Origin of the sequence: Streptomyces sp. NPDC017940, from assembly GCF_044328435.1 — a bacterium.
Classification (GTDB): domain Bacteria; phylum Actinomycetota; class Actinomycetes; order Streptomycetales; family Streptomycetaceae; genus Streptomyces.
The window spans coordinates 109855-133563 of record NZ_JBIRHJ010000010.1 but is presented as its reverse complement, the minus strand read 5'-3'; the positions used below and the strand labels follow the sequence as shown (position 1 = coordinate 133563).

The following is a 23709-nucleotide window of genomic DNA, read 5'->3' as shown; positions in this document are numbered from 1 at the left end:
CGGGGCGGAGCCCCAGGATCGGGAAGGGCGGGCACGGGGGCTCCCGGCCGGGCCCCCACCCGCACCCACGCGCTCACGCGCCCCGGTAAGGGGCTACGCGGGCGTACCCGTGGCCCGAGCGGGCCTCCGGTCCCGCTCCCGCCGCACAAGCCGCATGTACCGCTCCCAGTCCCAGTGCGGTCCCGGGTCCGTGTGATCCGTCCCCTCCACCTCCACGTGCCCGATGATGTGCTCCCGGTCCACCGGTATGTCGTACCGCCGGCAGATCCCGGCGGTGAGCCGTGCCGAAGAGGCGTACATCGCGGCTGTGAACGACGACTTCTCGTCGACGAACCCCTCGTGCTCGATGCCCACGCTGCGCTCGTTCATCGAGCGGTTCCCCGCGTGGAAGGCCACGTCGAGCTCGCGGATCATCTGGGCGACGTGCCCGTCCTTGCGGACGACGTAGTGCGTGGCCGCGCCGTGCCCGGGGTCCTTGAAGACGCGCAGCGCCGTGCGGTACCCGCCCTGGACGACGTGGATGACGACGCGGTCGATGTCGTAGTCGGCGGGGCGGTCCGCCCGGCGCCAGTTCGCCCCCGAGGCCGCCGTCCACTGGGCGCCGCGGGCGTCGACCACGCCGTCCTCGCGCGGCCTGGAGACCCGCGGCCTGCGGCCCCACAGGTCGCCGAGCTCGTCGTGGACGAGCACGACGGCTCCGACGCCGGCGGCCACGGTGCCGAGCAGCAGGGCGCGCCTGGCCGGGCCGGGGCCCGCGCTCCCGGAGCCCGGCGCGCTCCCGGCGCCTGCCGTGTTCGAGGTGTCCTCTTCCCCCATGTAATCCTCAACGCTCACGCACGCGCGTCCGGTTCCCGCGGACCCGTACCCTGGTAGGGCTATGACTTCGCAGACCCCGTCGGCACCGCCGCGCACCAGCCGCCCGCTCCGTGTCCTCGCCGCCATGTCCGGCGGCGTGGACTCCGCCGTCGCCGCCGCCCGGGCCGCCGAGGCCGGGCACGACGTGACCGGGGTGCATCTGGCGCTCTCGGCGAACCCGCAGTCGTTCCGCACGGGCGCGCGCGGCTGCTGCACCATCGAGGACTCGCGCGACGCCCGCCGCGCGGCGGACGTGATCGGCATCCCGTTCTACGTGTGGGACCTCGCCGAGCGCTTCCGCGAGGACGTCGTCGAGGACTTCGTCGCCGAGTACGAGGCGGGGCGCACCCCGAACCCGTGCCTGCGCTGCAACGAGAAGATCAAGTTCGCGGCGCTCCTGGACAAGGCCCTGGCCCTCGGCTTCGACGCCGTCTGCACCGGCCACTACGCCCAGGTGATCGTGGACGAGGACGGCACGCGCGAGCTGCACCGCGCCTCGGACATGGCCAAGGACCAGAGCTATGTCCTCGGGGTCCTGGACGACCGGCAGCTCGCGCACGCGATGTTCCCGCTCGGCGACACGCTCACCACGAAGGACGAGATCCGCGCGGAGGCCGAGCGCCGCGGGCTCGCCGTCGCCAAGAAGCCCGACAGCCACGACATCTGCTTCATCGCGGACGGCGACACCCAGGGCTTCCTCGCCGCGCGCCTCGGCAAGGCGGAGGGCGACATCGTCGACGCCGACGGCAACAGGCTCGGCACGCACGACGGCGCGTACGGCTTCACGATCGGCCAGCGCAAGGGCCTGCGCATCGGCACGCCCGCGCCCGACGGCAAGCCGCGCTACGTCCTGGACATCTCCCCGGTGGACAACACCGTCACCGTCGGCCCCGCCGCGGGCCTCGACGTGACCGCCCTGACGGCCGTCAGGCCCCGCTGGTGCGGCGCCGCCCCCACCGGAGCGGGCACCTACACCGCCCAGCTGCGCGCCCACGGCGGCGAGACCGAGGTGACCGCCGAACCGGTCGACGGCGGCCTGCACGTCACGTTCGCCGAGCCGGTGCGCGGGGTGGCTCCCGGCCAGGCGATCGTCCTGTACGACGGCACGCGCGTGGTGGGCTCGGCGACGATCGCCACCACCCGGCGGGCCGCGACGGCGCCGGCGTAGGCACCTTCCGGCGGGACGGCTGCGGGCAGTTGCTTACGGGCGGGATGCCTGCGGGCCGTTGCCTGCGGGCGGGCGCCCGCTACTCGGAGAGCGTGAGCACGATCTTGCCCCGGGTGCGGCCCAGCTCGCCGAGCTCGTGCGCCTTCGCGGCCTGGGCGAGCGGCAGCGTCGCGGCGATCTCCGGGCGCAGACGGCCCTCGGTGACCAGGCGGGCGATCTCCAGCATGCCGTGGCGGTCCGGCTCCACGACGGTCCAGCCGGTGTGGACGCCGAGTTCCCGCGCCCGGTCGGGGTCCGGCAGGCCGCCGGGGTCGGGGAGCGTGACCAGGTGGCCGCCGCGGCGGAGCACGGGCAGCGAACGGTCGCCGTACGCGCCGCCGACGCCGTCCAGGACCACGTCCACGTCGCGTACGGCCGCCGCGAAGTCCGTCGCGGTGTAGTCGACCAGCTCGTCGACACCGAGCGCGCGCAGGAAGTCGTGCTTGTCGGCGCGCGCCGTCCCGATGACGTACGCGCCCTGCGCCTTGGCGATCTGCACGGCGAGGTGCCCGACGCCGCCCGCGGCCGCGTGGATCAGCACACGCTGACCGGCGCGCAGGCCCGCCGTCTCGATCAGGCCCTGCCAGGCCGTGAGCGCGGCCAGGGGCAGCGCGGCGGCGCCCACGTGGTCGATGTTCCGCGGCTTGCGCGCGAAGCGCCGCGCGGGAGCGGTGACGTACTCGGCGTAGCCGCCCGCCTGCTCGGGGAAGCGCGGCATGCCGAACACCTCGTCGCCGGGCTCGAAGAGCGTCACACCGGGTCCGACGGCCGCCACCGTGCCGGACACGTCGTACCCGAGGACCGGGGTGTCGCCCCACGTACCGAACTCGCCCGCGGCACGGGTCTTCCAGTCGACCGGGTTCACACCGGCGGCGCGCACCTCGACCAGGATCTCGGTGAGACCCGGCTCGGGGCGGTCCACCTCCACCGGGACCAGGACGTCGGGGGCACCCCACGCGCGCGGGCTGACGGCACGCATGGTCGTGGTCGTGGGCAGGCTCATTGATCTTGTCCTCTCTGCTGAGCGGCCTTCAGCGTGCGCCCACGGGCGTGCCCGCGGTGCTGGCAGTTTGGCCATGATGTGACAGGATCTGGCCATGGCATCCCGCAGCGCGCACCGCGTCGTCGTCCTCGCCCTGGACGACGTGTACGCCTTCGAGCTGGGCATCCCCTCGCGCGTCTTCGGCGCGGCGCACGACGGTGCGGGACACCCGCTCTACGACGTCGTCGTGTGCACGGTGGACGGCCGCCCCGCGCGCACCGACGCGGGCTTCTCCCTCACCGGCGGTGCGGGCCCGGAGGCACTGGAGGGCGCGGACACCGTCGTGATCCCGCCCACCCGCGTCCTCGACCAGGGGCTGACCGGCGGCGCGCTCCCGGAGGCGGTGGCCCTCGCGCTCGGCCGGATCAAGCCCGGGGCGCGCCTGGTGTCGTTCTGTAGTGCCTCGTACGTCCTGGCTGCCGCGGGGCTGCTCGACGGGCGCCCCGCGACGACCCACTGGCACCTGGCCCCGCACTTCCAGCGCGCCTACCCGCGCGTGCGCGTCGACGAGGACGTGCTGTTCGTGGACGACGGCGACGTGCTCACATCGGCAGGTGTCGCCGCGGGCATCGACCTGTGCCTGCACCTCGTACGCCGCGACCACGGCAGCGCCGTCGCCAACCAGGTCGCCCGCGCCTGCGTGGTGCCGCCCTGGCGGGACGGCGGGCAGGCCCAGTACATCGAACGCCCCGTCCCCGAGCCCACGCTCGCCACGACCGCGGCCACGCGCGCGTGGGCCCTGGAACGGCTCCAGGAACCGCTGACCCTCGGGGAACTCGCCGGGCACGCCCGCATGAGCCTGCGCACGTTCACGCGCCGCTTCCGCGACGAGGTGGGCACCACACCGGGCCGCTGGCTCACCGCCCAGCGCCTCGAACTGGCCCGCAACCTCCTGGAGAGCAGCGACCTGCCCATCGACCTGGTCGCCCACCGCGCGGGCTTCGGCACCGCCAATTCGCTGCGGCAGCACATGCGTTCCGTCATCGGCGTGTCGCCCGCCGCCTACCGCAGGACGTTCGCCGCCACGGCCGCGAAGGGCCTGCCCGCCCCGCCGGAGGAGCTGCCCTATGCCGCCGGGATCTCCCGCGCCTCGTAGAAGCAGAAGTGGTCCTTGATCGAGGCGACGGCGGGCTTCGGATCGGGGTACCCCCACACGGTGTCCGCGGCGTCCGGCAGCGACCAGTAGGACGCGGTGCCCTTGAAGGGGCAGTACGTGTGCGTGTCGGAGGGGGTGAGGAGGTCCGTGCGCACGTCCTCCGCAGGGAGGTAGTAGCGCACCGGGCAGCCGGTCTCGCGCAGCAGCAGCGGACGCGTGGACTCGGCGACCGCCTGGCCGCCGTGCTCCACGCGCACGTGCTGGGTGCCCTGCTCGACCGTGATGCGGTGTCCCTGGACCATGACGCTGCCCCTTCCGGAGGTCCTGTCGCGGCTGCTGCCGCTCTGCCTTCCTCCAGTGTCGGTGGTGGAACGTACCGTGGGGCCATGAACATCTGCGTCTTCCTCTCCGCCGCCGACCTGCCCGAGACCTACACGCGTCCTGCCAGGGAGTTCGCCGAGCTGCTCGGCAAAGGGGGGCACACGCTGGTATGGGGCGGCTCGGACGTGGGCCTGATGAAGGTCGTGGCGGACGGCGTGCAGGAGGCGGGCGGCTGCCTCGTGGGAGTGACGGTCGACTTCCTCGCCGCCAAGGCCAGGCCGGGCGTGGACGACATGGTGATCGCGGGGGACCTCGCCGAGCGCAAGGCTCTGCTCCTGGAGAAGGCCGACGCCGTCGTGATCATGGTCGGCGGCACCGGCACCCTCGACGAGGCCACCGAGATCCTGGAGCTGAAGAAGCACGGCAGGACCACCAAGCCGGTGGTGCTCCTCAACTCGGCCGGGTTCTACGACGGGTTGAAGGAGCAGTTCCGCCGCATGGAGGACGAGGGCTTCCTGCCGGTGCCCCTGACCGATCTGGTCTTCTTCGCGGAGGAGCCGGTGGGCGCCCTGGCCTACCTGGAAGAGGCCATGGGCACGCGCTGACCGCCGGCGGCCCGCGCGTGCCACCGCCCGCCGGGCCCGCCCGCGCGGCCCGAGGCGCCCGCGTCACCTGCCGGAATGCGACCATGGGCGCATGGCAACTCATGTGATCACCGGGGCGGGCTCCGGCATCGGCGCGGCCCTCACCCGCCGCCTCCACGCGCGCGGCGACGCGCTCGTGCTGCACGCGCGCGACGCAGGCCGCGCCAAGGAGCTCGCCGCCGAGTACCCCGGCGCGAGCACCCTCGTCGGCGACCTCGCGGACCCGGACAAGCTCTCCTGGGCGTTCTCGCACCAGACGCTTCCCGACCGCGTCGACTCGCTGCTGCACATCGCGGGCGTCGTCGACCTCGGGCCCGTCGGCGAACTCACCCCCAAGACCTGGCGCCATCAGCTGAACGTCAACCTGATCGCGCCCGCCGAGCTGACCCGGCACTTCCTGCCCCAACTCCGCGCCGCGCAAGGCCACGTGATCTTCGTGAACTCCGGCGCCGGGCTGCGCGCGAGCGCCGACTGGTCCGCGTACGCCGCCTCCAAGCACGGCCTGAAGGCCCTCGCGGACTCCCTGCGCAACGAGGAGCACGGCAACGGCGTACGCGTCACCTCCGTGTACCCCGGCCGCACGGCGAGCCCCATGCAGGTCAAGGTGCACCAGCAGGAGGGCAGGGAGTACGACGCGGGACAGTGGATCGACCCCGAGTCGGTGGCCACGACGATCCTGATGGCCCTCGACCTGCCGCGCGACGCGGAGGTCAACGACCTGTCGGTGCGGCCGGGGCGGTGAGCGAGGCAGTGAGCACGTTTGCGCGGGGCGGCGCCACCGGCGTCGGTTCGATGCCCGGCGGCGACGCGCGCGAGACCGCGAGGACCGTCACCGGCACCTTCGAGGGACCGGCGGGCTCAGCGGGCGCCGGGCACGGCATGCCGTACCTGGCGGAGCTGCCCGCGCGCGGACCCGGCGCCGACATGATCGGCCGCACCGCGGGGCTGCTCGTCGAGGTGTACGCGCGCGTGGAGCCGAGCGGCTGGCGCATCGGCGACCGCCCTGGCCGCGACACGCGCCGCGCGGCGTCCTGGCTCGGCGAGGACCTCGACGCCCTGGAGGAGTTCACCCAGGGGTACGAGGGCCCGCTCAAGGTCCAGGCCGTCGGCCCCTGGACGCTCGCGGCCGCCCTCGAACTGCGCAACGGCGAGGCCGCGCTCTCGGACCCCGGCGCCTGCCGCGACCTGGCCGGATCGCTCGCCGAAGGGCTGCGCGCCCACCTCGCCGACGTCGCTCGGCGGGTACCGGGCGCCCAGCTCGTCCTCCAGCTCGACGAGCCCTCGCTCACCGCCGTGCTGCGCGGACGGATCAGGACCGCGAGCCAGTACCGCACGCACCGCGCCGTGGACCGCCAGCTGGTCGAGAGCGCGCTGCGGGACGTCCTGGCCGTCCACGAAGGACCGGTCGCCGTCCACTCCTGCGCACCCGACGTCCCCTTCGCGCTGCTGCGCCGGGCAGGCGCGGACGCCGTGTCGTTCGACTTCGCGCTACTCACAGAGCGTGACGACGAGGTGATCGGTGAGGCCGTCGAGGCGGGCACGAAGCTGTTCGCCGGTGTCGTGCCGGGCACGGCGGGCCCATTGTCAGACCCTGCCGGTAGCGTCATGGGTGTCAGGACGTTGTGGCGCAGGTTGGGGCTGGATCCGGGGACACTCGCGGAGTCGGTCACGATCACCCCGTCGTGCGGTCTCGCGGGCGCGTCGCCGGTGTACGCCCGCGCGGCGCTCGCCCACTGCGTCCGGGCGGCGAGATCACTCGCGGACAACCCTGAGTAACGGGTCTGAAGGCAACGGGAGGACGAGACGGTGGCTGTCGAACAGGAAGGCACGGTGCCCGCCGAGGCACGCGACGAGCACGCCCGGCTGGCCGAGCAGATCGAGGAGCACCGCTTCCGGTACTACGTGAAGGACCAGCCGGTCGTCAGCGACGCCGAGTTCGACAAGCTGCTGCGCTCGCTGGAGGCCCTGGAGGAGCGGTATGCGGAGCTGCGCACACCGGACTCCCCGACCCAGAAGGTGGCGGGGGCGTACGAGACGGAATTCACCTCCGTCGAGCACCGCGAGCGGATGCTCTCCCTCGACAACGCCTTCGACGACGAGGAGCTAGCCGCCTGGGCCGAGCGCGTGGCCAAGGAGGTCGGCACCGGCGAGCACCACTTCCTGTGCGAGCTGAAGATCGACGGCCTCGCGGTCAACCTGACGTACGAGAACGGCAGGCTGACCCGCGCGGCGACCCGCGGCGACGGCCGCACGGGCGAGGACATCACGCCCAACGTCCGGACGATCGCGGACATCCCCGAGCGCCTGCGCGGCGACCGCGTCCCGGAGCTCGTGGAGATCCGCGGCGAGGTCTTCTTCCCGATGGAGAAGTTCGAGGGGCTCAACGCCCGCCTGGTGGAGGCGGGCGACAAGCCCTTCGCCAACCCGCGCAACGCCGCGGCGGGCTCCCTGCGCCAGAAGGACCCGCGGATCACGGCCACCCGCCCCCTGCACATGGTGGTGCACGGCATCGGCGCCCGCAGGGGCCTCGACATCGACTGCCTGTCGCACGCGTACGACCTGCTGCGCGAGTGGGGCCTACCCACCGCCAAGCACAACAAGGTGGTCGACGGCCTCGACGGCGTCCGCGCGTTCATCACCCACTACGGCGAGAACCGCCACTCCGTGGAGCACGAGATCGACGGCGTCGTCGTCAAGCTCGACGAGATCCCCCTCCAGGGCCGCCTCGGCTCCACCTCACGCGCCCCCCGCTGGGCCATCGCGTGGAAGTACGCGCCGGAGGAGGTCAACACCAAGCTCGTCGACATCAGGGTCGGCGTCGGCCGCACCGGCCGCGTCACTCCGTACGCCGTGGTGGAGCCCGTCACCGTCGCCGGCTCGGAGGTCGAGTTCGCCACGCTGCACAACCAGGAGGTGGTCAAGGCCAAGGGCGTCCTCATCGGTGACACGGTCGTGCTGCGCAAGGCGGGCGACGTCATCCCCGAGATCCTCGGCCCCGTCGTCGACCTGCGCGACGGCAGCGAGCGCGACTTCGAGATGCCCACCGAGTGCCCCGAGTGCGGCACGGCGCTGCGGGCCATGAAGGAGGGCGACATCGACCTCCGCTGCCCGAACGGACAGACCTGCCCCGCACAGCTGCGCGAGCGCCTGTTCTATCTGGCGGGCCGTAAATGCCTGGACATCGAGAACTTCGGCTATGTGGCCGCCGCCGCCCTCACCGCGCCGCTGGAGCCCGCCACGCCGCCCATCGCCGACGAGGGCGACATCTTCGACCTGAAGGTGGAGGACCTCCTCCCCATCAAGTCCTACGTCCTCGACCAGAACTCGGGCCTGCCCAAGCGCGATCCGAAGACCGGCGAGGAAAAGGTGGTCTTCTTCTTCGCCAACCAGAAGGGCGAGCCGAAGAAGAACACCCTCGCCATGCTGGAGAACATCGCCGCGGCCAAGGAGCGCCCGCTCGCCCGCGTCCTCACCGGTCTGTCCATCCGCCATGTGGGTCCCGTCGCGGCCGAGGCGCTCGCCCGCGAATTCCGCTCCCTCGACCGCATCGAACAGGCCACGGAGAAGGAGCTGTCGAACACCGACGGCGTCGGTGAGATCGTCGCGAAGTCCCTCAAGGAGTGGTTCGCCGAGGACTGGCACCAGGAGATCATCCGCAAGTGGCGTGCCGCCGGTGTGCGGATGGAGGAGGCCGGAGGGGGAGAGGACGAGGGTCCCCGTCCCCTGGAGGGCCTCACCGTCGTCGTCACGGGCACGCTCCAGAACCACACGCGGGACGGCGCCAAAGAGGCGTTGCAGAGCCGCGGAGCGAAAGTCACCGGTTCCGTCTCGAAGAAGACGGGATTCGTCGTAGTGGGTGACAACCCCGGTTCGAAATACGACAAGGCCGTGCAAGTGAAGGTTCCCGTGCTCGATGAGGACGGCTTCGCGGTCCTGCTCGAACAAGGGGCTGAAGCCGCTCGGGAGGTCGCACTTACGACCGAAGAATAGCGGTTGAAGGCCACCCGTTCAGCGCATATCAGATGCATACGGGTGGCCGGGGCGCATTCGGGCAACCGTCGGCGACCGCTGCCCGTGGAAGCCCTCTGCGGCCTACTGTTGAGGTGTGCGCCTGCCGTGCCCCGCTGCGGATGGGGTAGCCCCTGCTTGCCGAGAGCCGGGGAAGGCTGCGGACGTGGCTGTCCAAGGATCTTCAAGTCCGCGTGCCGCCGCGTGGCGTGGGCATCGCCGGCTGTGAGAGGGACGGGAATGGAACCGACCGAGAGCGTCGCCCCGGACTCATGGCTGCGGTCGCGCCTGCGTCGCCTGCTCGGCGGACGGCGGGGCCGCGCGGGCGGCACGGTGCGCGACCCCGGGGACGCGCGGGTCGCACCGGCCGGTGGGACGCCCGAGCTCCGGCCCCGTGAGCGCGCTTGGACCTCGGGCGTTGGCCTGAACGAGGGCCTCTGGGCGGGTGGGGCGGCCGTTTCCGGCCCCGATGACGTCGTACAGGGGGAAGCAACGGCTCCGCGGGGTAAGGCTCTTGGTGAGGGACCGGAGCCGGGCGGACGACGCGTGCCCGTGCGGGGAACCGGATGTCGCGAAACGGTGGTCCCGGCGGAGGCTGGCGTGACGGCGAGTGCCGAAGAGGAACGACGGGGCCCGGGCGGGCGCGGTGCGCCGTGGCCGGGCAAGGACGAGACGGACAGCGCCGCGCGGCCGGTCGCCGCATCGGCCTTACCGAACGGGACAGTTGACACGACGGCGACCGTGCGACCCGCGAACGCGGACACCGCGCCGTGCCCCGCGCCCGGCGAAGCCCCCGACGCGGGCGGTGCGGGACCTGTGGGTGCGGCGTCCGTGAGCAATGCGGCACCTCTGGTGGGTACGGCGTCCGCAGGCGGCACGGCGTCTGCGACCGGTGCGGCAGCTTTAGTGGGTGCGGTGACCGGGGCGGTCACGTCGTCGGCCGGGACGGCCGGGGGAACGGTGGCCGGTGCGCCCGCCGAATCGGCCACCGCCGTGGTGACGGGAACAGTGAACGGGATGGCGGTCGGCACGGCCACCGGGACGACGACGGGCGCGGTCGTCGGCGCGGTCAACGGTGCGGCGGCCGCAGGCGGGCCAGGTTCGTCCGGCACGGGCGGCGTCCGGCACGGCGCGGCTGACGGCGGGACGGGCCCCGCCGCTGCCCGGACCGTCACGTCCGGTGGCGGGGACGCGGTGCCCGGCCGGGGCGCGGTGCAGGGCGACGGCGGCTTCGCCGGAGGTGAGGACGCCACAGGCGTGCGGGGTGTGGTGACCGGCGCTGGGGACGGCGCGGTGGACTGGGGCGCGGCACAGACGGGCGCCGGGGACGGCGTGGCGGCCGGAGGTACGGCGCGGACGGGTGTCGGGGACAGCGCGGTGGACCGGGGTGCAGCGCGGACCGGTGCCGGGGACGGCGTGGCGGCCCGGGGTATGGCGCAGACGGGTGCCGGGGGCGGTGCGGTGGGCCGGGGCGCGGCACAGACGGGTGTCGGGGACGGCGCGGTGGACTGGGGCGCGGCACAGGCGGGCGCCGGGGACGGCGTGACGGCCCGCAATACGGCAAGGACCGGTGCCGGGGACGGCGTGGCGGCCGGAGGTACGGCGCGTACGGGTGTCGGGGACAGCGCGGTGGACCGGGGTGCAGCGCGGACCGGTGCCGGGGACGGCGTGGCGGCGCGAGGCACGGCGCAGACGGGTGCCGGGGGCGGTGCGGTGGGCCGGGGCACAGCACAGACGGGTGTCGGGGACGGCGCGGTGGACTGGGGCGTGGCGCAGACAGGCGCCGGGGACGGCCTGGCGGCCCGAGGCGTGGCGCAGACGGGTGCCGGGGGCGGTGCGGTGGGCCGGGGTGCGGCGCGCGACGGTGTGGCGGCGGAGGTCTCGGGCGGCGGAGCGCGCCGCGGGCTGTGGCGTGGGGCCAGGGCGGCGGACGCTCGGGGCGCGGACCCGCGGGCCCCGGGCCTGGACGGCGGCGGCCTGGACGGCGGGGACGACGAGGGCGGCCGCGGAAGCTGGCAGCTGCTGCCGACGGCCGTCGTCGCGGCGGCCGCGGTCGTCCTCGGCACGGGCTTCTTCCACGCCTTCACCGGCGGCCACGCGCTCTTCCCCTCCGGCACGGTCGGCTGGTCCCTGGCCATCCTGACGGGCCTCATCGTCGGCCACCTCGTCGCGCTCGGCCGCGACCGCTGGTGGGGCGGCACCGGCTCCGGCGGCGCGCTGACCGTGGCGGTCCTGCTCCTGTACGGCTGGATGCCCGCGGGCATGGTCAGCCTCACCGTCGTCGTCCTGGTGGGCGTCGCCCGCCGCCACCGCTGGCGACAGGGAGTGCTGCACGGTGCCGTGGACATCCTCGGCATCGGCGCGGGCGCCCTCACGATGGCCGCGTTCGGCACCGCGCCGTCCGCCGACTCCCCCTGGAACCCGGAGAGCTGGGACCTCTACACGGCGCCCGAGGTCGCCCTGGTCGCGGTCGCGTACCTCGCCGTCACCCGGGTCCTGCTCTGGTACGTGCACGCCCCGCGCACCGGCGCCCTGCCCACGGTCACCAGGACCGCCCTGGTCCGGCAGAGCCTGCTCGGCGTGGCCCTGCTCGGCATCGCCCCGCTGATCTGCGTGGTCGCGATGTCGCTGCCGCTGCTCCTGCCGCTGTTCACCATCCCGCTCGTCGCCCTCGACTCCACGCTGTGGATCGCACGGGCCCGAGCCGAGGAGCAGCTGCGCGACCCGCTGACCGGACTGCCCAACCGGCAGTGGCTCCTTGAGCGCACCTGGGCGGCCCTCGACGACGCGGAACGCATCGGTGCGCGCTCGGCCCTGATGCTGATCGACATGGACCGTTTCCGTTCGGTCAACGACACCCTCGGCCACCTCGCGGGTGACAGGCTGCTCCTTCAGATCGCCGACCGGCTGCGGCTCGCGCTGCCGCGCGGCGCGGAGGCGGCCCGGCTCGGCGGCGACGAGTTCGCGGTGCTGCTCCCGGTCGCGGACTCCACGACGTCGGCCACGCGCGTCGCCCGCTCCCTGGTCGCCGCCCTCGGCTCGCCCCTCGACCTGGACGGCCTCACCCTCGTCCTGGAGGCCAGCGCCGGACTCGCCGTCTTCCCCGACCACGCCCTGGACGCCGAAGGGCTGCTGCGCCGCGCGGACGTGGCGATGTACCAGGCCAAGCGGGACCGTACGGGCGTCGAGGTGTACGAGTCCAAGCGGGACTCCAACACCCCCGACCGGCTCGGCCTCCTCGGCGATCTGCGCCGCGCCCTGGACGCCGGCGACGTGGAGCTGCACTACCAGCCGAAGGTCCGCTTCGACGGGCACGTGGCCGGCCTGGAGGCGCTCGTGCGCTGGGTGCACCCCGAGCGCGGCAAGGTGCCGCCGGACGAGTTCATCGCCATCGCCGAGTCGTCCGGGCTCATGCCGCACCTCACGGAGTACGTCCTGGAGTCCGCCCTCGCCCAGGTCGCGAGGTGGCGTGCGCAGGGCCTGTACGTGCCGGTCGCGGTGAACGTGTCGCCGCGCGACGTGCACACCCCCGGTTTCGCGGGATCCGTCGCCGCGCGGCTCGCCCGCCACGGGGTGCCCCCGGGCGCGCTCCAGCTGGAGATAACGGAGCACGTCCTCCTGGAGGACCCGCAGCGCGCCGCCGACACCCTCGCCGGACTGACCGGGCACGGCGTGAAGATGTCCCTCGACGACTTCGGCACCGGCTACTCCTCGCTGGTCCACCTGCGCCGTCTGCCCGTCAGCGAGCTGAAGATCGACCGGTCGTTCGTGGCCCGGCTCGCCGTCGACAACGAGGACGCCGAGATCGTGCGCTGTACGGTCGACCTCGCGCACTCCCTCGGCCTGCTCGTGGTCGCCGAGGGCGTCGAGGACGACGAGACCTGGGAGCGCCTGCGGGACATGGGCTGCGACGCGGTCCAGGGCTGGCTGGTCGCCGCCGCGATGCCGCCGAACGAGATGACGGCGTGGCTGCGCACGCGCGGTGAACGCGGCTGGCACAGGACCGTGAACCCGCCCGAGGACGCCTCCGGTCCGCAGCCCCCCGACCCGGCCCCCTCCTCCCCGAGCCGCGCGATCCCGTAGCCCGCGGGCACCGTCCCGCGCGGTCACGGACCGCCCCCGCCCCGCCCCGCGAGGAAGTCGGGCGCGGGCAGTGCGGACCGCCCCATAGGATTGGGGGTGAACCCATCACACTCACCCCTGAGGATCGCTGCATGCCTGGCATCACGCGCGAGGAGGTCGCACACCTCGCCCGCCTTGCACGTCTGGAGCTGAAGGAGGAGGAGCTCGATCACTTCTCCGGTCAGCTCGACGACATCATCGGCGCGGTCGCCCGCGTCTCCGAGGTCGCCGACCAAGACGTACCGCCGACCTCCCACCCGCTGCCGCTGACGAACGTCATGCGCGCGGACGAGGTCCGTCCGTCGCTCACCCCCGAGCAGGCGCTCTCCGGAGCCCCGGCCCAGGAGCAGCAGCGTTTCAAGGTGCCGCAGATCCTGGGGGAGGACTAACAAGTCATGACGGACAGCAACATCATCAAGCTGGGCGCGGCCGAGATCGCCGCGAGGATCGCCGCCGGCGAGCTGACGGCCGTGGAGGTCACCGAGGCCCATCTGGCCCGGATCGACGCCGTCGACGAGAAGGTGCACGCCTTCCTGCACGTCGACCGTGAGGGCGCGCTCGCGCAGGCCCGCGCCGTCGACGACAAGCGCGCGCGGGGCGAGAAGCTCGGCCCGCTCGCGGGTGTCCCGCTCGCCCTGAAGGACATCTTCACCACCGAGGGCGTCCCGACCACGGTCGGGTCCAAGATCCTCGAGGGCTGGATCCCGCCCTACGACGCGACGGTCACCAAGCGCCTGAAGGCCGCCGACGTGGTCATCCTCGGCAAGACCAACATGGACGAGTTCGCCATGGGGTCGAGCACCGAGAACAGCGCCTACGGACCCACGGGCAACCCCTGGGACCTGACCCGGATCCCCGGCGGCTCCGGCGGCGGTTCGTCCGCCGCGCTCGCCGCGTACGAGGCCCCGCTCGCCATCGGCACGGACACCGGCGGCTCCATCCGCCAGCCCGCGGCCGTCACCGGCACGGTCGGCGTCAAGCCGACGTACGGCGGCGTCTCGCGCTACGGCATGGTGGCGTTCTCCTCCTCCCTGGACCAGGGCGGGCCCTGCGCCCGCAGCGTCCTCGACGCGGCCCTGCTGCACGAGGTCATCGCCGGGCACGACCCGCTGGACTCGACGTCCGTGGACGCCCCGGTGCCGCCGGTCGTGGAGGCCGCCCGCAACGGCTCGGTCGCCGGGATGCGCGTCGGTGTCGTCAAGCAGTTCCGCGGCGAGGGCTACCAGGCCGGTGTCGTGCAGCGCTTCGACGAGTCGGTGGAGCTCCTGAAGGGCCTCGGCGCGGAGATCGTCGAGCTGGACTGCCCCTCCTTCGACCTGGCCCTCTCGGCGTACTACCTGATCGCGCCCTCCGAGTGCTCCTCGAACCTCGCCCGGTTCGACGCCATGCGCTACGGCCTGCGCGTCGGTGACGACGGCACGAAGTCCGCCGAGGACGTCACCGCGCTCACCCGCGAGGCCGGTTTCGGCGACGAGGTCAAGCGGCGCGTCATGCTCGGTACGTACGCACTCAGCTCCGGCTACTACGACGCGTACTACGGCAGTGCCCAGAAGGTCCGCACCCTCATCACCCGGGACTTCGAGAAGGCCTTCGAGCAGGTCGACGTGATCGTCTCGCCGACGACGCCCACCACCGCCTTCCCGATCGGCGAGCGCGCCGACGACCCGATGGCGATGTACCTGGCGGACCTGTGCACCATCCCGACCAACCTCGCGGGCAACGCCGCCATGTCGCTGCCCTGCGGCCTCGCGCCGGAGGACGGTCTGCCCGTCGGGCTCCAGATCATCGCCCCCGCCATGAAGGACGAGCGCCTCTACCGGGTGGGTGCGGCCGTCGAGGCCGCCTTCGTGGAAAAGTGGGGCCACCCGCTGCATGAGGAGGCACCGTCGCTGTGAGCAACAAGGCACTGTCCAAGGCCAAGGGCTTCAGGAAGTCCAGGACCGGCACGTATCTGTCCATCGGCACCACCGCGTTCGGCGCGCTCAGCACGCTCAAGCAGGTCAGGAAGGCCCGCTCCGAGCGCGACACGCTCCAGCTCGTCGACGCGGTCGTCTCCGCCGCCGCCATCGTCACCGGCATCGCCATCCTGGTGCGTGAGCTGAAGCGCATCGGCGACGACGACGTTCTGCTCGGCTGAGAGGGAAGTTCCAACACCGTGACTGTCACGACCACCCCCGATCTGGTGCCGTACGAGGACGCGCTCGCGACGTACGACCCGGTCATGGGCCTCGAGGTCCATGTCGAGCTCGGCACCAAGACGAAGATGTTCTGCGGCTGCTCGACCGCGCTCGGCGCGGACGCCAACACGCAGACCTGCCCCACCTGCCTCGGCCTGCCCGGCGCCCTGCCGGTCGTCAACGAGGTCGGCGTGGAATCCGCCATCAAGATCGGTCTCGCGCTGCACTGCGAGATCGCCGAGTGGTGCCGTTTCGCCCGGAAGAACTACTTCTATCCGGACATGCCGAAGAACTTCCAGACCTCCCAGTACGACGAGCCGATCGCCTTCAACGGCTATCTGGACGTCCAGCTGGAGGACGGCGAGGTCTTCCGCGTGGAGATCGAGCGCGCCCACATGGAGGAGGACACCGGCAAGTCGACGCACGTCGGCGGCGCCACCGGACGTATCCACGGCGCCTCGCACTCCCTGCTCGACTACAACCGCGCGGGCATCCCGCTCATCGAGATCGTCACCAAGCCGATCGTCGGTGCCGGTGCGCGCGCCCCCGAGGTCGCCAAGGCCTACGTCGCCGAGCTGCGCGAGCTCATCAGGGCGCTCGGCGTGTCCGAGGCCCGCATGGAGCAGGGCCAGATGCGCTGCGACGTGAACCTGTCGCTGCGCCCGCACGGCCGGGAGAAGTTCGGCACGCGCTCCGAGACGAAGAACGTCAACTCGCTGCGTTCGGTGGAGCGCGCCGCCCGCTTCGAGATCCAGCGGCACGCCGCGGTTCTCGACGCCGGCGGCACGATCGTGCAGGAGACCAGGCACTTCCACGAGGACGACGGCTCCACCACCTCGGGCCGGGTCAAGGAGGAGGCGGAGGACTACCGCTACTTCCCCGAGCCCGACCTGGTCCCGGTCGCCCCGTCCCGCGAGTGGGTCGAGGCCCTGCGCGCAGAGCTGCCCGAGCTGCCGCTGACCCAGCGCAACCGGCTGCGCGAGGAGTGGGGCGTCTCCGCCCACGACATGCAGTCGATCCTCAACGCCGGTGCGATCGGCCCGATCGTCGCCACCATCAACGCGGGCGCGGACGCCGTGTCCGCCCGCAAGTGGTGGATGGGCGAGCTGGCCCGCAACGCCAACGAGCAGGGCGTGGACCTCGGTTCGCTGCCGATCACGCCGGAGCACGTGGCGCGCGTCTCGGCGCTCGTCGCCGCCGGTGAGCTGAACGACAAGCTGGCCCGCCAGGTCATCGACGGCGTCCTCAAGGGCGAGGGCACGCCCGACGAGGTCGTCGAGAAGCGCGGCCTGAAGGTCGTCTCCGACGAGGGTGCGCTGACCACCGCCGTCGAGGAGGCCATCGCGGGCAACCCGGCCATCGCGGACAAGATCCGCGGCGGCAAGGTGGCGGCGGTCGGCGCGCTGGTGGGCGCCGTCATGAAGGCCACCCGCGGCCAGGCCGACGCGGCCCGCGTCAAGGAGCTGATCCTTCAGCAGCTGGGCGTCGAGGGCTGACGTCCGCAGCCGCACCGGAGCTTCTCCGTAGCGACGGCGCACCCGAGAGGGGCCCCGCGACCTCCGTGTCGCGGGGCCCCTCTCGCGCAAGCGGAAGGCGTTCACCGCGACTTCGGTCCTTGGCCTTCCCCGTGCCATCGGAAGTCACTACCGTCCCAGCTCAAGAAGCCAATGGGTCAATGGACAACCATTGGGTGTCGACTGGAGGTTGGGCGTGGCGGAGATATCGCGCAGGCGGATGATGGCGGTGGGCGGTGGCGCTCTCGGGACCGCCGCGGTGGGGTCCTTCCTGCCCCCCTCCCTCCAGGAGGCGCTCGCGAAGACACCGCCGAAGGGCGGGCTCGGCGCGATCGAGCACGTGGTGATCCTGATGCAGGAGAACCGGTCCTTCGACCACTACTTCGGGTCCCTGCGCGGCGTGCGCGGCTTCTCCGACCGCAACGCCCTGCGACTGCCCGGCGGCAGGAGCGTCTTCGAGCAGCCCGCCGGGCCGAGCACCGTGCTGCCCTTCCCGATCCGCGAGGCCGCCGCCGCCCAGCAGAAGGACCTCCAGTACATCGGCGACCTCGACCACTCCTGGAGCGGCGGCGCCAAAGCCTGGCGCGACGGCTGGATGGACGGCTGGGTCACCGCCAAGACCGCCGCCACGATGGCGTACTACACGCGCAAGGACATCCCGCTGCACTACGAGCTCGCCGACACCTTCACCGTCTGCGACGCCTACCACTCCTCCATCCACACCTCCACCAGCCCCAACCGCAACCACCTGTGGAGCGGTAAGACCGGCTTCGAGGCGAACGGCAAGCGGGCCGTCGGCAACGACGCGTACGACGAGGGCAGACACCCCGGGTACGGCTGGAGCACCTACGCGGAGCGCCTGGAGAAGGCCGGGGTGAGCTGGCAGACGTACACCGAGTGGGAGAACTTCACCGACAACCAGATCGAGTTCTTCACCACCTTCAAGGCGATCGCGCGCAAGGCCCTCGCGGGGACCGGCCACACCTACATGGAGGCCTTCTACGCCAAGGTCCGCGACGCCAAGGACGAGGCGGAGCGGGGCAGGCTGCTCGCCGCCCTCGACAACGGCGTCAAGACGCTGAGCAGGCGCGAGCGGTCCCTGTTCGAGCGGGGCCTTCGCCGGGTGCCCACCGGCAGGCTGGCCGAGACCTTCGCCGCCGACGTCGCGGACGGAAAGCTCCCCCGGGTCAGCTACCTGGTGCCCTCCGCCCTGGACTCCGAGCACCCCTCGGTGTCCTCGCCCATCCACAGCGCCACCATCGTGTACAAGATCCTCGACGCGCTCGCCTCGCACCCCGAGGTGTGGCGGCGTACCGCCGTCTTCATCAACTACGACGAGAACGACGGCTTCTTCGACCACGTGCCGCCGCCCGTGCCCGCGGCGGGCAACCAGGAGGAGTACTGGGAGGGCCGGCCGACCGGACTCGGCGCCCGGGTGCCGATGCTCGTCGTGTCGCCGTGGACCGTCGGCGGCTATGTGTGCTCCGAGGTCTTCGACCACACCTCCGTCGTGCGCTTCCTGGAGAAGTGGACGGGCGTGCGCGAGCCCAACATCGGTGACTGGCGGCGCACCGTCGCCGGCGACCTCACCAGCGCCTTCGACTTCCACCGCGGCTACCGCCAGCCGGAGGTGGAGCAGCCCGGCGAGATCCCCGTGTTCTCCGGGCGCTGGCGGCCGAAGCCGCCGGAGAAGCAGACGATGCCGGTCCAGGAGCCCGGCCTGCGCCGGGCGCGCCCGCTGCCGTACCAGCCGGACGCCGACCTCAAGCGCGCCAAGGACGGCACCCTGAAGGTGCGCCTTCGCAACGGCGGCCGACGCAGCGCGCACTTCGCGCTGTACCCGTACGCGGCGGAGTTCCCCGTACCGCAGCACCAGGACGTGGCGCACGAGGGCTCCTGGGCCCTGCCCGGGAGCGACGCCTACCACTTCACCGTCACCGGGCCGAACGGGTTCCGCCGCGAGTTCGCGGGACAGCGGGAAGGCGCTGCCGCCCTCTCCTCGGCGATCACCCGGCGCGAGATCCACCTCACACTGGCCAACCGGGGCAAGGCGCCGCTGGTCTTCACGGTCCGGCCGCTCGGCTACGTGGAGGAGTCGGACGTACGGCGGCGGACCCGCACGGTACGGATCAAGGCGGGCAGCAGCCGCACCATCGCCTGGGCGACCGGTGACGAGCGCGGCTGGTACGACGTCGAGGTGACCGCCGAGGGCGACACGGGCTTCCGGCGCCGTCTGATGGGACACATCGAGAACGGGCGCGCGAGCGTCTCGGGCTGACGGGCTGATCCCCCGGCGCGCGCGACACGCCTTGTGACCTTGTGAGCAATGCCACGAAACGGACCAAGGATCTCCGAGTGGTGTCAAAGTGTCTGCGCATGGGTCATGTCCACTTCGGTGAAGATCGCGGCATAAGCGAAGATCTTCAGTGGGGGTCACGGCGACCCCACTGAAGATCCGCGATCACCCAGGGAGCCAGTTCGTGGCAGCACTAGCCCGGTGGTGCGTCCGGCACCGCCTTCTCGCCGTACTGCTCTGGCTCCTCGCCCTCGGCTCCACCGCCGCCGCGGCCGCCGCTGTCGGCTCCGCGTACTCGAACAACTACGAGGTTCCGGGTACGGAGTCCGACCGCGCGTCCCGGCTCCTCGCCGACGCCTTCCCCGACCTCGGCGGGGACGGCGACCTCGTCGTCTGGCACACCGGCGCGGACCAGTCGGTGCGCGCCGCGGCCGTCGAGCAGACCATGACCGAGACCCTCGACCGGATCGCCGAGCTGCCCGGAATCGCCTCCGTCGCCAGCCCCTACGCGGACGGGGGCGCGGACGGCACCGGGGGCGCCGGGGGCGCCGCCCGGATCAGCGCGGACGGCCGCACCGCCTACGCCACCGTCACCTTCCGCGAACAGCTCGACTCCATCGAACCGGCGCAGGCCAAGGCCCTCGTCGACACCGCGAGGTCCGCCGCGGCCGACGGCCTCGACGTCGAGCTCGGCGGCGGCGCGATCGGTCTGACCGAGTCCAAGAGCGCCAAGACCGCCGAGATCGTCGGCGTGGCCGTCGCCGCGGTCGTCCTCTTCCTCGCCTTCGGCTCCCTGGCCGCCTCGCTCCTGCCCATCGCGACGGCGGTCGTCTCCGTCGGCACGGCGTACGCGGGCATCGTGCTGCTCGGGCACGTCATGACGGTCGCGGACTTCGCCCCGATGCTCGGCACCCTCATCGGGCTCGGCGTCGGCATCGACTACGCCCTGTTCATAGTGACCCGGCACCGCAAGGGCCTCAAACGCGGTCTGCCGGTGGCCGAGGCGGCCGAGCGGGCCGTCGCCACCACCGGCCGAGCCGTGGTCTTCGCGGGCGCCACCGTGTGCATCGCCCTGCTCGGCATGCTGATCCTGCGCCTGAGCTTCCTCAACGGCGTCGCCATCGCGGCCTCGCTCACCGTGGTCCTGACCGTCGCCGCGTCCGTGACGCTGCTCCCGGCGCTGCTCTCCTTCATCGGCCCGCGCGCCCTCAGCCGCCGCGAGCGGCGCAGGCTCGCCGAGCGCGGCCCCGGACCCGAGGTGCCCACCGGTCTCGCGGCCCGCTGGTCGGCGTTCGTCGAGCGGCATCCGAAGGCGCTCGGCGGGGTCGCCGTCACCGTGATCGCGCTGCTCGCCGTGCCCACCTTCTCGCTGCACCTCGGCACCTCCGACCAGGGCAACAACCCGTCCGCCGCCACCACCCGGCAGGCCTACGACCTCCTCGCCGACGGCTTCGGCCCCGGCGTGAACGGCCCCCTCACCCTGGTCAGCGAGATCAACGGGGCCGGGGACCGCCTCGCCCTCGACAACCTCGGCGCCACCCTGAAGTCCACACCGGGTGTCGACTCGGTGAGCCCCGTGGCGTACGCGGGCGGCGACGGCGCGGCCTTCCTCACCGTCGTCCCGGACTCGGCGCCGCAGTCCCAGCGGACCAGCGACCTCGTCGACCGGCTGCGCTCCGACGTGCTGCCCCGGGCCGAGACCGGCACCTCGCTCGATGTGCACGTGGGCGGTGTGACCGCCGGCTACGACGACTTCGCGGAGGTCATCGTCGGCAAACTCCCGCTGTTCGTCGGCGTCGTGATCGGCCTCGGCTGTGTCCTGCTGCTGCTCGCGTTCCGCTCCGTCGGGATCCCGCTCAAGGCGGCCGTGATGAACGTGGCGGCCGTGGCCGCGTCGTTCGGGGTGGTCGTCGCGGTGTTCCAGTGGGGCTGGGGGAGCGAGCTGATGGGGCTCGGCAGGGCGGGCCCGATCGAGCCCTTCCTTCCTGTGATCATGGTGTCGGTCCTCTTCGGCCTGTCCATGGACTACCAGGTGTTCCTGGTCAGCCGGATGTACGAGGAGTGGCTGGAGACCGGTGACAACCGCGTCGCGGTCCGGGTGGGCCTCGCCGAGACCAGCCGCGTCATCAACTCCGCGGCCGTGATCATGATTTCGGTCTTCCTCGCGTTCGTGCTCAGCGGGGACCGGGTGATCGCCATGTTCGGCATCGCCCTCGCGGCGGCCGTGGCCCTCGACGCCTTCGTCCTGCGTACGCTCCTGGTCCCGGCCCTGATGCATCTGCTCGGCGGCGCCAACTGGTGGCTGCCCAAGCGCCTGGAGCGTTGGCTGCCGCGCATCAGTATCGAGGTGCCAGAAACCCGGCCGCGTGCGAGGATCCCCGGACGGCGCGATCGGCAGGACGAACCCTCGCGCCTGCCGATGTGACCGTCGAGCGGCACGGGGGCGCGCGGTAGGGCGCGCCGGTGTGCCGGAACGCGTGAGGAGCGGGGATGTTCGCGATATCCGTGGGAGAAGGGGCCGAGTTGCGGCCGATCGAGCCCTGGCAGGCCGAGGAGCTCCTGGCCCATGTGGAGCGGGCGCGCGAGTACGCGGGCCCCTGGGTCCCGTTCACGGTGGCGGTCACGGACCTGGAGTCGGCGCGGGCCCACCTCCAGCGCTTCGCCGAACGGCAGGCCGCGGACACCGGCCGTTTCTACGGGATCTGGCTCGACGGCACGCTGGTGGGCGGGGTGCTGTTCCGCGTCTTCGACACCGTCAACGAGTCGTGCGAGGTCGGCGTGTGGCTCGAGCCGTCCGCCGCGGGCCGCGGCCTGATCACCAACGCCACGCGCGCCATCGTCGACTGGGCGGTCGACCGGCGCGGCATGCACCGCGTGGAGTGGCTTGCGTCCTCGCGCAACGAACGCAGCAAGAACCTGGCGAAGCGGCTCGGCTTCGTGCGGGACGGGGTGCTGCGGGAGAGCTTCCCCTGGCAGGGGATCCGGCACGACATGGAGGTGTGGTCGGTGCTCGCGCCGGAGTGGCGGGCGGCTCGGGCCGCTCGGGAGGCGGAGGGGGCCCGGGAGCAGCAGGGGCAGCAGGAGGCGCAGGAAGCGCAGGAGTCGCGTTAAGGCGGTTCTCAGAATGGGGCGGTGGCGGTAAGGGAGTTCTCAGACTCCGTCCGTACGGTGCGGGGCATGGGAACCAAGGCAGTTGACGAGACCGCGGACACTTCCGCGGCAGGCGCCGACGGCGCCCCCGGGGCCGACGTCAAGGACCCCGAGAGGCCCCCGGCCGCCGCGGTCGCCAAGAGCGGCGACGGAGCCGCGGGGACAGCCGACGCCGACGCCGCCGACGCCGCCGACGCCGCCGACGCCGCGGCGGGCGAAGCAGCGTACGACGAGTCCGACGACGAGTCCGACGGCGTGTCCGAGGAGGACAGTGAGGCGGAGGAGGCGTTCGGTGAGCCCGCGGCGGCGTCCGCGGGGGTCGGCCAGGGCGCCGGTGCCGTCGTCGCCGCGGCCCTCGGCGTCGTCGGTCTCTCCGGCGGCTGGCTCGGCACCGTCGCGTCCGCGCGCGAGTCGCTCATCGGCCAGCTCAAGACCTCGCAGAGCGCGAGCGTGGCCGACCAGGTCCAGCAGGTGTACGGCGACTCGTGGAAGACGACCGCGCTGATCGGCGGACTCTTCGCGCTCGCGGCGCTGGTGGTCGGCGTCGGCGTGCTGCTGCGCCCGGCGTTCGGCGACCCGCGGCGGGTACAGGCGCCGTGGATCAAGTCGGTGGCGTGGGGCGGTGTCGCGCTCGGCGTGATCGGTCTCGTCCTCGCGCTCGCCAAGTACACCGACCTGCTGCTCGGGCTCCCGTCGACGAGTTGACGGAAACCGCCGCACCCTAAGGCCCCCGACCCCGGCCCCGCCCCCGGCCCCGGCACCTCAGACCCTGAGGACCGGGGCCTAAGGCGGTGCGGCCCCACCCCTAAGGCCCCCGCCCGCCCCGAGATGCGGCAGGCTCCCGATGTGCCGCACCCCCCTCACGGACGACAGTGGACCCATCGCAGCAAGCGAGCACGGTCGCGGCGAGCGACCGCGGAACACACCACCGGTCCACCAGGGGGACACCATGTTCGAGTACGAACTGCACCAGATCCGCACCGCCGAGCTGGCCCGGGAGGCCCAGCACGACCGCCTCGTACGGGAGGCCCGCCGGGCCCGCCGTGCCTCCCGCCGCGACGGCGGCCACGAAGCCGGGGGGCGGGTGAGCGCGCCGCGGGACGCGGACCGCTTCACGCGCGCGGCATGACGACCGCGGGGGTGTCGTCGGAGTCGCCGCAGGGGCCGCCACCGGGGCCGTCGCCGAGTGTGCCATCGGGTGGGCCGTCGGGTCTGCCGCGTACGCCACCCGACGGCGCCCCGGCCCCGGCCCGGGCTTTGGCCCGGGCCTCGGCCCC

At 72.8% G+C, this 23709-nt stretch carries 19 protein-coding genes; 16 read left to right on the top strand and 3 right to left on the bottom strand.

The features are described 5' to 3' along the window. Positions 1 to 93 precede the first annotated feature (93 nt). On the bottom strand, positions 94 to 816 hold the full coding sequence (locus ACH4DX_RS31285) for an N-acetylmuramoyl-L-alanine amidase (RefSeq protein ID WP_398157578.1): 723 nt from the start codon (positions 814 to 816) through the stop codon (positions 94 to 96). A gap of 61 nt (positions 817 to 877) precedes the next feature. Here ACH4DX_RS31285 and mnmA point away from each other — a divergent pair, with 61 nt between their 5' ends. Continuing rightward, positions 878 to 2023 carry a tRNA 2-thiouridine(34) synthase MnmA gene (mnmA, locus tag ACH4DX_RS31280; RefSeq protein ID WP_398157577.1) on the top strand — a complete coding sequence of 382 codons (1146 nt, stop codon included), beginning with the start codon at positions 878 to 880 and terminating at the stop codon, positions 2021 to 2023. Positions 2024 to 2102: 79 nt separating this feature from the next. Here the strand turns inward: mnmA and ACH4DX_RS31275 are convergent, their stop codons facing one another. Next, positions 2103 to 3065, bottom strand: a complete 963-nt coding sequence (locus ACH4DX_RS31275; RefSeq protein WP_398157576.1) for an NADP-dependent oxidoreductase — start codon at positions 3063 to 3065, stop codon at positions 2103 to 2105. Positions 3066 to 3159: 94 nt separating this feature from the next. Between ACH4DX_RS31275 and ACH4DX_RS31270 the strand changes: the two genes are divergently transcribed. Continuing rightward, positions 3160 to 4200 (top strand): GlxA family transcriptional regulator, encoded by a 1041-nt coding sequence (locus ACH4DX_RS31270; RefSeq protein ID WP_398123171.1) that lies wholly within the window; start codon positions 3160 to 3162, stop codon positions 4198 to 4200. Here ACH4DX_RS31270 and ACH4DX_RS31265 read toward each other — a convergent pair. After that, positions 4170 to 4502 carry a DUF427 domain-containing protein gene (locus tag ACH4DX_RS31265; RefSeq protein ID WP_398157575.1) on the bottom strand — a complete coding sequence of 111 codons (333 nt, stop codon included), beginning with the start codon at positions 4500 to 4502 and terminating at the stop codon, positions 4170 to 4172. The genes ACH4DX_RS31270 and ACH4DX_RS31265 overlap by 31 nt on opposite strands. An 84-nt stretch (positions 4503 to 4586) precedes the next feature. Between ACH4DX_RS31265 and ACH4DX_RS31260 the strand changes: the two genes are divergently transcribed. The 14 genes from ACH4DX_RS31260 to ACH4DX_RS31195 all read left to right on the top strand — a co-directional run bounded on the left by ACH4DX_RS31260 (position 4587) and on the right by ACH4DX_RS31195 (position 23561). After that, the gene (locus ACH4DX_RS31260) at positions 4587 to 5126 is read left to right on the top strand and encodes a TIGR00730 family Rossman fold protein (RefSeq protein WP_398123173.1); all 540 of its coding nucleotides are present in this window, start codon (positions 4587 to 4589) and stop codon (positions 5124 to 5126) included. A gap of 91 nt (positions 5127 to 5217) precedes the next feature. Continuing rightward, entirely contained in the window at positions 5218 to 5907 is a 690-nt protein-coding gene (locus ACH4DX_RS31255; protein ID WP_398157574.1) for an SDR family oxidoreductase, read from the top strand. An 8-nt stretch (positions 5908 to 5915) separates the two neighbouring features. Further along, the gene (locus ACH4DX_RS31250) at positions 5916 to 6941 is read left to right on the top strand and encodes a methionine synthase (RefSeq protein ID WP_398157573.1); all 1026 of its coding nucleotides are present in this window, start codon (positions 5916 to 5918) and stop codon (positions 6939 to 6941) included. Between the two features lie 30 nt (positions 6942 to 6971). Next, positions 6972 to 9155: an NAD-dependent DNA ligase LigA gene (gene ligA, locus ACH4DX_RS31245; protein ID WP_398157572.1), complete on the top strand. Its 2184-nt coding sequence runs from the start codon at positions 6972 to 6974 to the stop codon at positions 9153 to 9155. 1980 nt (positions 9156 to 11135) lie between these two features. Continuing rightward, the gene (locus ACH4DX_RS31240; RefSeq protein ID WP_398123219.1) at positions 11136 to 13256 is read left to right on the top strand and encodes a putative bifunctional diguanylate cyclase/phosphodiesterase; all 2121 of its coding nucleotides are present in this window, start codon (positions 11136 to 11138) and stop codon (positions 13254 to 13256) included. Between the two features lie 131 nt (positions 13257 to 13387). Beyond that, positions 13388 to 13684, top strand: coding sequence for an Asp-tRNA(Asn)/Glu-tRNA(Gln) amidotransferase subunit GatC (gene gatC / locus ACH4DX_RS31235; protein WP_030568011.1), 297 nt, complete (start codon positions 13388 to 13390; stop codon positions 13682 to 13684). Between the two features lie 6 nt (positions 13685 to 13690). Then, positions 13691 to 15190: an Asp-tRNA(Asn)/Glu-tRNA(Gln) amidotransferase subunit GatA gene (gene gatA, locus ACH4DX_RS31230; RefSeq protein WP_398123177.1), complete on the top strand. Its 1500-nt coding sequence runs from the start codon at positions 13691 to 13693 to the stop codon at positions 15188 to 15190. Continuing rightward, positions 15187 to 15432: a hypothetical protein gene (locus tag ACH4DX_RS31225; RefSeq protein ID WP_398123178.1), complete on the top strand. Its 246-nt coding sequence runs from the start codon at positions 15187 to 15189 to the stop codon at positions 15430 to 15432. Before gatA ends, ACH4DX_RS31225 begins: the two co-directional genes overlap by 4 nt. Positions 15433 to 15450: 18 nt before the next feature. After that, entirely contained in the window at positions 15451 to 16968 is a 1518-nt protein-coding gene (gene gatB, locus ACH4DX_RS31220) for an Asp-tRNA(Asn)/Glu-tRNA(Gln) amidotransferase subunit GatB (protein ID WP_398123179.1), read from the top strand. Positions 16969 to 17206: 238 nt separating this feature from the next. Further along, positions 17207 to 19264: a phosphocholine-specific phospholipase C gene (locus tag ACH4DX_RS31215; RefSeq protein WP_398157602.1), complete on the top strand. Its 2058-nt coding sequence runs from the start codon at positions 17207 to 17209 to the stop codon at positions 19262 to 19264. A 202-nt stretch (positions 19265 to 19466) separates the two neighbouring features. Then, positions 19467 to 21707, top strand: a complete 2241-nt coding sequence (locus tag ACH4DX_RS31210) for an MMPL family transporter (protein WP_398157571.1) — start codon at positions 19467 to 19469, stop codon at positions 21705 to 21707. Positions 21708 to 21772: 65 nt separating this feature from the next. Further along, on the top strand, positions 21773 to 22393 hold the full coding sequence (locus ACH4DX_RS31205; RefSeq protein WP_398157570.1) for a GNAT family N-acetyltransferase: 621 nt from the start codon (positions 21773 to 21775) through the stop codon (positions 22391 to 22393). Between the two features lie 66 nt (positions 22394 to 22459). Further along, a complete protein-coding gene (locus ACH4DX_RS31200) occupies positions 22460 to 23137 on the top strand; it encodes a hypothetical protein (RefSeq protein WP_398157569.1) in 678 nt (225 codons plus the stop codon). Positions 23138 to 23381: 244 nt separating this feature from the next. Further along, positions 23382 to 23561: a hypothetical protein gene (locus tag ACH4DX_RS31195; RefSeq protein ID WP_398157568.1), complete on the top strand. Its 180-nt coding sequence runs from the start codon at positions 23382 to 23384 to the stop codon at positions 23559 to 23561. The last annotated feature ends 148 nt before the right edge of the window (positions 23562 to 23709 follow it).